Consider the following 4728-nt stretch of genomic DNA (forward strand, 5'->3'; position numbering starts at 1 on the left):
AAAAACGCCCCGCTATCGCACGCCACGACCGTTAAAATCAGCCACGCCAAGTAGCCCACGCCGTAGAGCGAATAAAGCATCCAGATGAGAAAAATCGGCGTCATCGGATACAAAAACGGCAGCGCGGGCGTTAGATTTTCGCTTTTAAAATGCGCGAGAAAACTAACCACGAGCAAGACCGCTAAAATAGCGATAAATACGGGGTTTGAAAAGGGCGTGAGTAGGTAAAAAATAACCGCCACGAGCGCAAGCGAGCTTCCTTGTAGGCCGTAGAGCTTTTGCGCTTCGCCAAAGGCCGTATAAAGCACGAAGCCTAAAATGGCGAAATTTAACAGATAACTATCAACGAAAAAGATGACCAAAACCGCTGCAAATAGCGCGACGCCAGTGATTATACGCGTTTTCATGATTTTTCCTTTTTTGAGTAATAATTGTATAAAATTTTCGCTTAAAAGCGCCGAAATTTGAGGCGAATTTACCTTTGCGGGCTCGCTTTAATCGGTAGTTAAATTTGATAGTTTATTTTTGCTTGAAGCGAGCAACAAATTTGACGATTTTTGACAAATTTTACCGAGCTAGGCGGTAAATTTGGCACGCATTTGACGAGCTGCGCTAGATTTTGCTTTTGCTAAAAACGGCGGCTTAAATTAGGCGGATAAAAGCTCAAATTTACCCCAAATCGAGCCAAATTTGACCGCCGAGCAGCAAAATGGCCAGTCAAATTTGAGCGAGAAAGATTAAATTTTAAGATCGAGATGCTGAAATACGGGCGACGCCTGCGGGAAGTCGTTAGCCGCGACGCGCTCCTCGGAGTTTTCCCCGTCCTCGTTCTCGGAGTTCGCATTTTCGCCGTTTTGCTCCGAGGCGAGCTCGCCTTGCTCCTGCCTGCCCTTTTGCTTTTCGTGCTCGTTTTTGGGGTCGATTTTGTAGGTTTCCTCGGTCGGTCGCACCTCGGAGACCTCTTGTTTTTCGTCGCTTGCTAGCGATGCGGCGGCGAGATTTTGCAGGTCAAATCTATTTTGGACGTCGGCGACCTTGTTTGAGACCATGTTTACGTTTTGATTGATAAAAATCGTGTTGCCAAGGGGTGTTACAGCCATTTTCGCCTCCTGTTTTAGTCGTGCTTTGTTACTAATATCGTCTTAAAATTGATATAGTTTACATTTGCGCCGCTCGTAATTTTGACATTGTTACGTTTGGTAAAATCAACCTCGTACGTCCCGCCGCCTTTGACGCTAAAATTTACGCAAATTTTCGCCGCGAATCTCAAAATTTCCTCGCTGGGAGCGCTTTTTGCGGTTTTGATGATGACGTGCGCGGACGGCATGTCTTTTAGGTGCATCCAGACGTCGTCTTTTTTCGAGTTTTTTAGCAGCCAGACGTTACCTTTTTCGTTGCGTCCGATACTGATTTTATAACCCTCGACGTAAAAATCCTCGACATTTTGATTTTGCTCTTTTTGCTTTGCGGCGCGAGCTTTTTTAGGCGCTAGGATTTCTAGCTCTTCTGCGCTTTTTGCTTCATTTACGAGTGCTTGTAAATTTGATAAAAACTCCAGCTTTTCGGTCAAATTTTGCCGCTCGATGATTAGACCCGCCGCCTTTTGCTTTAGCCTTTTTGCTTTGGCAAACATCGCGTTTGCGGCGATTTTGGGGCTGTCATCCAGCACGAGCCGCACCTCGCCTCGCTCAAAATCATTTAGCGTTACTTCGCGCTCGTAGTCCCTTAACGCGTGTAAATTCGACAGGATCAGCCCAGCGTTTTTGCTTAAAATTTCGCTTTGCGCATTTAGATCCGCTTCGTTTTCAAGACCTGACAAAATCTCGCTTAAATTTTGCATTTTGCGCTCTATCGCGGCAGATTTTACGGCGCGCAGATTTTCTAGCTTTGCGTTATTTACCCGCTTAAATTCCTCGCTAAAATACCGCTCAAAGTCCGTTATCGGCAGTGTTTCTCGCTCTTTTATCACTGCAGGCGGCAGCTCAAGCAGCTCGCGCCCCGGTTTTATCACGCGAAAATTATTATCTATATGGCGCAAAGCCTCGACGATGACGCCTTTTTCGTCCGTGATGATCGCGTTGGTAAAGCGCCCCGTAAACTCCAAAAATAGGCTCGAAGCCAGGCTCTTATACGAGCCTTGGAATTCACACTCCAGCTTTAAAATTCTATTTCCCTCGGGCACGCTTAAATTTAAAATTTTCGCTCCCCAGAACCTCTTTTTTAGCGCGACGTCAAAGGGCGCTTTGTACTCTTTGACGTTTAGAAAACCCGGATTTGCGTAGATCGCGGAGTCGGCTTTGCTAAGGTCGAAAAACAGCCCGAGCTCGCCGTCGAATTCGATAAATATCGCCATATCGCCCGCGCGTCTGATTGCGGTTATTTTTTTAAATTTGCCTAAAAAAGATTTGATTTGTTTTAAATTTGCGTATTTCATAGACGAAATTATAGCCTAAAATGCGACCGAAATTTAAGCGTGAGAATAATATAATGATAATGCATTTTAAAACGGAGAAAAAATAAATGAACAAATTTAGCCTAAGTTTAGCGGCCTCGTCGCTGCTTTTAACCCAAATTTTCGCCGCCGATGTCGCGCTGCAAGGCGTCGAGATTAGCGAGAGTGCAGACGACGGATACCGCGCCAAAACCAGCGAAGTAGGCAAAACAAATACGCCTATTTTAGAGATCCCGCAAACGGTAAACGTCGTAACCCAGCAACAGCTGAGAGACAAGAAAGCACAAAATTTAACCGAAGCGCTGCAAGGCGTTAGTGGCGTTAGCAATGCAAACTCTACGGGCGGCTTGTTCGACGCCTTCTTTAAAAGAGGCTTCGGCGCAAACAGGGACGGCTCCATAACCAGAAACGGCGTAACGGGCGGCATCACGCATAACTTTAACGCCACGGCGCAAACCGTCGAGGTGCTAAAGGGCCCAACTAGCCTTCTTTACGGTATCCAAGACCCGGGCGGCGTCATAAACATCGTAACCAAAAAGCCTCTTTACGATTTTAGAAACGAAATTTGGGCCGGAGTAGGCAATAACGACTACCGCGATATCGGCTTTGATACGACGGGACCTATCGGAGAAAGCGGCTTTGCGTATAGATTTATATTTGATTGGTCGGGCAAGGATTATTGGAGAGAATTCGGCAAATACAAAAATTTAGTCGTAGCTCCGTCGGTATCGTATAGGGGCGACGACTACAAGATCACCGTAGGCTATTCTAATACGAAATATACCGATCCTTTCGACCGCGGACTTTACTTGATCAACGACCCTGGCTACGCTTATCACGGCAAATTTGCCCCGATAGATAAAAAGACGCGCCTTGGCGAATACTTAGACGAAGTAAAAGGCAACGTAGATACTTTCGACTTTAGCTTTGAAAAGAATTTCGGAGAAAACTGGCTTTTAAAGGGCAACTACGCTTGGTCCAGGACGAACTACGATTATTTTCAAGCGCGAGTGATAAATATAAATTTACGCAACTCGGCTATGAACGGAGGTAGGCTACCGGTCGGTTACGCTTCAAGAAGAGCCGAATACCTAAAAGACGTTGATTATTACACGCATGCGGGATCGCTAAATTTAAACGGCATAGTAGAGACTGGCGATATAGAGCACAACCTACTTTTTGGCATCGACGCTTCAAAAACGGTGCGAAGCAACCCTTATTTTTGGAGAACGGGCGGAAATACCGCAAACAATCTGCAAGCCAACATCGACATTTATAATCCCGTTTACGGCGTCTTATCTATACCTACCGACACTTATACGAACAACTTTAGCCAGCTAGACAAGATAAAAACGGTGGGCTTTTACGCGCAAGACAGCATGAGCTTGACCGATAGCTTGATATACGTCCTAGGTCTAAGATACGAATATTACGACCAAATAGCGGGCAAGGGAATTCCTTTTAAAACCTATACTGATTCGCACAACGGTAAATTTTTATTGCAAACGGGCCTTTTGTATCTGCTAACTCCGGAATGGTCGATATATACCAACTACGCGCAAAGCTTCCGCCCTCAAAGCGCGCTAAACGCTACGGTTAATTCCTCCTTGCCGCCCGAAGAAGGAAGATCGGTCGAGGTCGGAACGAAATTCCAAAACGACGACGTGACCGCCAGTCTCGCGCTATTTAATATCGACAAGAAAAACGTAAGCTATACTGCGGGCGGAGTTTTATACATAGCGGGCAAACAGCGCTCAAAAGGGCTTGAACTCGACTTTAGCGGACGCGTGACGAACTATGCGAGCATAATCGCAAACTACACCTACACCAAAACCAGCACGAGAGAGGACGCCGAAAACGCTTGGAAAGTCGGCAAAGAGCTCGAATCCATACCTAAGCACCAAGGAAGCTTGTTCGGTACCTTAAATTTCGATACGCTGGGCATAAAAGGGCTTAGGATGGGCGCCGGCGCTAGATAACTGGGCACATGGCACGTTTACGGATATCGAAACAAGGCCGACTTTAAAATGCCGCACGCCGTTACTTACGACGCCTTTATCAGCTACGATACGAAAATCGCGGGCAAGGACGTAAATTTCGCCCTAAACGCCAAGAATTTAACCGACAAGCTTTACTACATCTCGGCCGTCTCGAGCACGACCGCAGAGAACGTAATACCGATAATACCGGGCTACGCTCGCCAAATAATGCTAACCGCTTCGGTTAAATTTTAATTTTTTGGGAGAGATTTCCCTCCTCCCTATTTTTTCAAATTT

4 protein-coding genes and 1 pseudogene are annotated in these 4728 nt (G+C 46.1%); 2 read left to right on the forward strand and 3 right to left on the reverse strand.

The genetic code is table 11. The features are described from left to right. From Q0546_RS04445 to Q0546_RS04455, 3 genes and pseudogenes are all read right to left on the reverse strand, one after another. Positions 1-407 (reverse strand): annotated as a pseudogene (locus tag Q0546_RS04445) (phosphatidate cytidylyltransferase); the annotation flags it as partial. A 330-nt stretch (positions 408-737) separates the two neighbouring features. Continuing rightward, positions 738-1100 carry a hypothetical protein gene (locus Q0546_RS04450; protein ID WP_298790895.1) on the reverse strand — a complete coding sequence of 121 codons (363 nt, stop codon included), beginning with the start codon at positions 1098-1100 and terminating at the stop codon, positions 738-740. A 14-nt stretch (positions 1101-1114) separates the two neighbouring features. Further along, positions 1115-2434, reverse strand: coding sequence for an NFACT RNA binding domain-containing protein (locus tag Q0546_RS04455; RefSeq protein WP_298790897.1), 1320 nt, complete (start codon positions 2432-2434; stop codon positions 1115-1117). 86 nt (positions 2435-2520) lie between these two features. Between Q0546_RS04455 and Q0546_RS04460 the strand changes: the two genes are divergently transcribed. Both Q0546_RS04460 and Q0546_RS11965 read left to right on the forward strand, forming a co-directional pair. Continuing rightward, positions 2521-4431: a TonB-dependent siderophore receptor gene (locus Q0546_RS04460; protein WP_366519251.1), complete on the forward strand. Its 1911-nt coding sequence runs from the start codon at positions 2521-2523 to the stop codon at positions 4429-4431. 48 nt (positions 4432-4479) lie between these two features. Next, the gene (locus Q0546_RS11965; RefSeq protein WP_366519252.1) at positions 4480-4686 is read left to right on the forward strand and encodes a hypothetical protein; all 207 of its coding nucleotides are present in this window, start codon (positions 4480-4482) and stop codon (positions 4684-4686) included. Positions 4687-4728 lie beyond the last annotated feature (42 nt).

The organism is uncultured Campylobacter sp. (genome assembly GCF_937997465.1).
Classification (GTDB): Bacteria; Campylobacterota; Campylobacteria; order Campylobacterales; family Campylobacteraceae; genus Campylobacter_A.

Bases quoted from the DNA above. Each gene is read 5' to 3' on its own strand.
- Q0546_RS11965 (WP_366519252.1), top strand. From the start codon at position 4,480: ATGCCGCACGCCGTTACTTACGACGCCTTTATCAGCTACGATACGAAA.
- Q0546_RS04450 (WP_298790895.1), bottom strand. From the start codon at position 1,100: ATGGCTGTAACACCCCTTGGCAACACGATTTTTATCAATCAAAACGTA.
- Q0546_RS04460 (WP_366519251.1), top strand. From the start codon at position 2,521: ATGAACAAATTTAGCCTAAGTTTAGCGGCCTCGTCGCTGCTTTTAACC.
- Q0546_RS04455 (WP_298790897.1), bottom strand. From the start codon at position 2,434: ATGAAATACGCAAATTTAAAACAAATCAAATCTTTTTTAGGCAAATTT.